This window comes from Nostoc sp., from assembly GCF_036919495.1.
Classification (GTDB): domain Bacteria; phylum Cyanobacteriota; class Cyanobacteriia; order Cyanobacteriales; family Nostocaceae; genus Nostoc.
This window is the reverse complement of record NZ_JBALBZ010000126.1, coordinates 1-2,135: the sequence shown is the minus strand read 5'-3', so window position 1 is coordinate 2,135 and position 2,135 is coordinate 1. Positions and strand designations below refer to the sequence as shown.

General features: G+C 40.4%; 1 protein-coding gene. It reads right to left on the bottom strand.

Annotation, left to right across the window (positions count from 1 at the left end):
* Window positions 1–498 precede the first annotated feature (498 nt).
* Entirely contained in the window at window positions 499–2,070 is a 1,572-nt protein-coding gene (locus V7K25_RS17105) for a S9 family peptidase (protein WP_335159735.1), read from the bottom strand.
* Between the last annotated feature and the right edge of the window lie 65 nt (window positions 2,071–2,135).

The following is a 2,135-nucleotide window of genomic DNA, read 5'->3' as shown; positions in this document are numbered from 1 at the left end:
TGAATTTAAGAGTTGAAATCGATTTTTAATGGACAGATTTTTAAAAACCTGTCTACCTCTGGTGTTGGATAATAATTATTTGTCAAAAAATGATGATTCGACACAAGTTCTCTATTTAAACAAGAGAATTTTATCTGATTTTTTTTCAAAATGAGAATTGCTGATCTTGTACCATGAATGGTTTATTATTGAAAGACCCGGAATTTTTGAATAAGGAATAATCAGCAGTTGTTCAAAAATCGGGCAGATCCTAATAAAATATCTGATTTTCCAATTTAATAAGAATTAAAACAAATTCGTTATAATCAAACCAATAAATCTTAGTGACAAAATGGCTCCCCATCAGCCACCCCAATAGCCTTGCCACAGGTGTAAGTTTTTCTGAAATCTTTACATTCAGGTAAGGGATTAGAATAAAAGGTAAGAATTCAGCACCCAGGAGTCAGAAGTCAGAATTTAAAAGGAATGCAGTCAGAAGCACTGAATTCTTCTTCAAGACTATTTTCCAGTAGTTGCGGTTGAGGGTGTGAGATATTTATCGTACCAAGCTAAATAACGTTCTAGGACATCACGTTGATAACTCGGTTTGCTGATGCCGTGAGACTGTCCAGGATAAACCACTAATTGAGTATCAATTCCCAGACTTTTGAGTGCTTGATACATCTGTTCCGAGTTATGTAGTGGTACAGAAAAATCCCTATCACCTCCCAGAAATAATGTTGGTGTAACAATGCGGTCAGCGTGAAGAAATGGGAAAGAAATTCGTAGCCAGACATCGAGGTTCTTCCACGGTACGCCAAGCTCTTGTTCATAGTCATCAATATACTCATCAGTACCATAGGTTGCCAGAATATTTGATTCACCAGCCCCACTGACTGCGGCTTGAAAGCGGTGATCTTGAACAATAGTGTAGTTGGTCAACATTCCCCCGTAACTCCAGCCACCAATTCCCAAGCGTGATGGTGCAGCAATTCCAGTAGCGATCGCATAATCAACACCAGCAATAATATCTTGAGCGTCTTTGTTTCCCCAGTCTGCATAAATTGCTTTGGAGAAAGCTTCTCCTCTGCCTGAACTACCGCGTGGGTTAACACCCACAACGACATAGCCTTTCGCTGCAAATAGTTGCCAATTAAACATAAACTGGTTTGTGAACTGACCGACAGGCCCGCCGTGCAGCATTAGCAGTGTTGGGTATTTCTTCCCTGGCTGATAGTGAGGTGGCTTGACAAGAAAACCATGAATTTCTGTACCATTTTTACTCAAAAAGCTGATTTCATCTGTAGTTGCTAAATTTAACTGCGCTAGTAACTGATCGTTTTGGTGTGATATTAAACGCAAATTTTTACCATTAAAGGCAAAGACTGCATTTGGTTGTTGTGGCGTTGAGGAAAGTAAAGCGATTTTGCCATCGCGTCCTAAATCAAATTTACTAATCTCTCGTCTTCCTGCTAGGAATCGCTCGATTTTGCCACCAGTTACAGGTATTTTTGCTAGGTGAACATTGCCATCATCTTCGATTAAAAACAGTATTGATTTACCATCTGTGGTAAAGCACGGTTTGGCAACATTGCGATCAAGGTTGGCAGTCAGTAGACGGGGAGTACCACCCTCGGCGGAGATAATGGCGAGATGATGAACTGCGTACTCAATAAGTTTGGGAGAACCTCCCTGCAAATAAGCAATTGACTTCCCATCTGGACTCCAAACCGGACGGCTATCCCAATCAGGAGCGGAGTCAGGCCCAATAAAGGTAGTTAGCTGACGGGCTTTAGCTCCCGATTGGGCGGCGATTGCATACAGATCCCAATTATTATTGCGATCGCTCTGTTGACCACGTTTGCTTACAAAAGCAATATTTTTGCTATCAGGTGACCAAGCAGGTAAATACTCATTAAATGAACCTGGGGTGAGAATATCTGCTTTGCGAGTTGCTAAGTCCAATACATAAAGATGTTCTTGACTTTTATCGATAAAACCGACACCATCTTCTAAAAAGTGAAACAGATCAATAACAATCGGTGGTGGGGTTTTACCATTAAAGACACTGTTGGCGAAATATTTCTTCACATTAAAAAGCGATAAAAATTAATCAATTTGGAGAAATCGTAAGTGACTTCTTGCAGCAGTTTTGG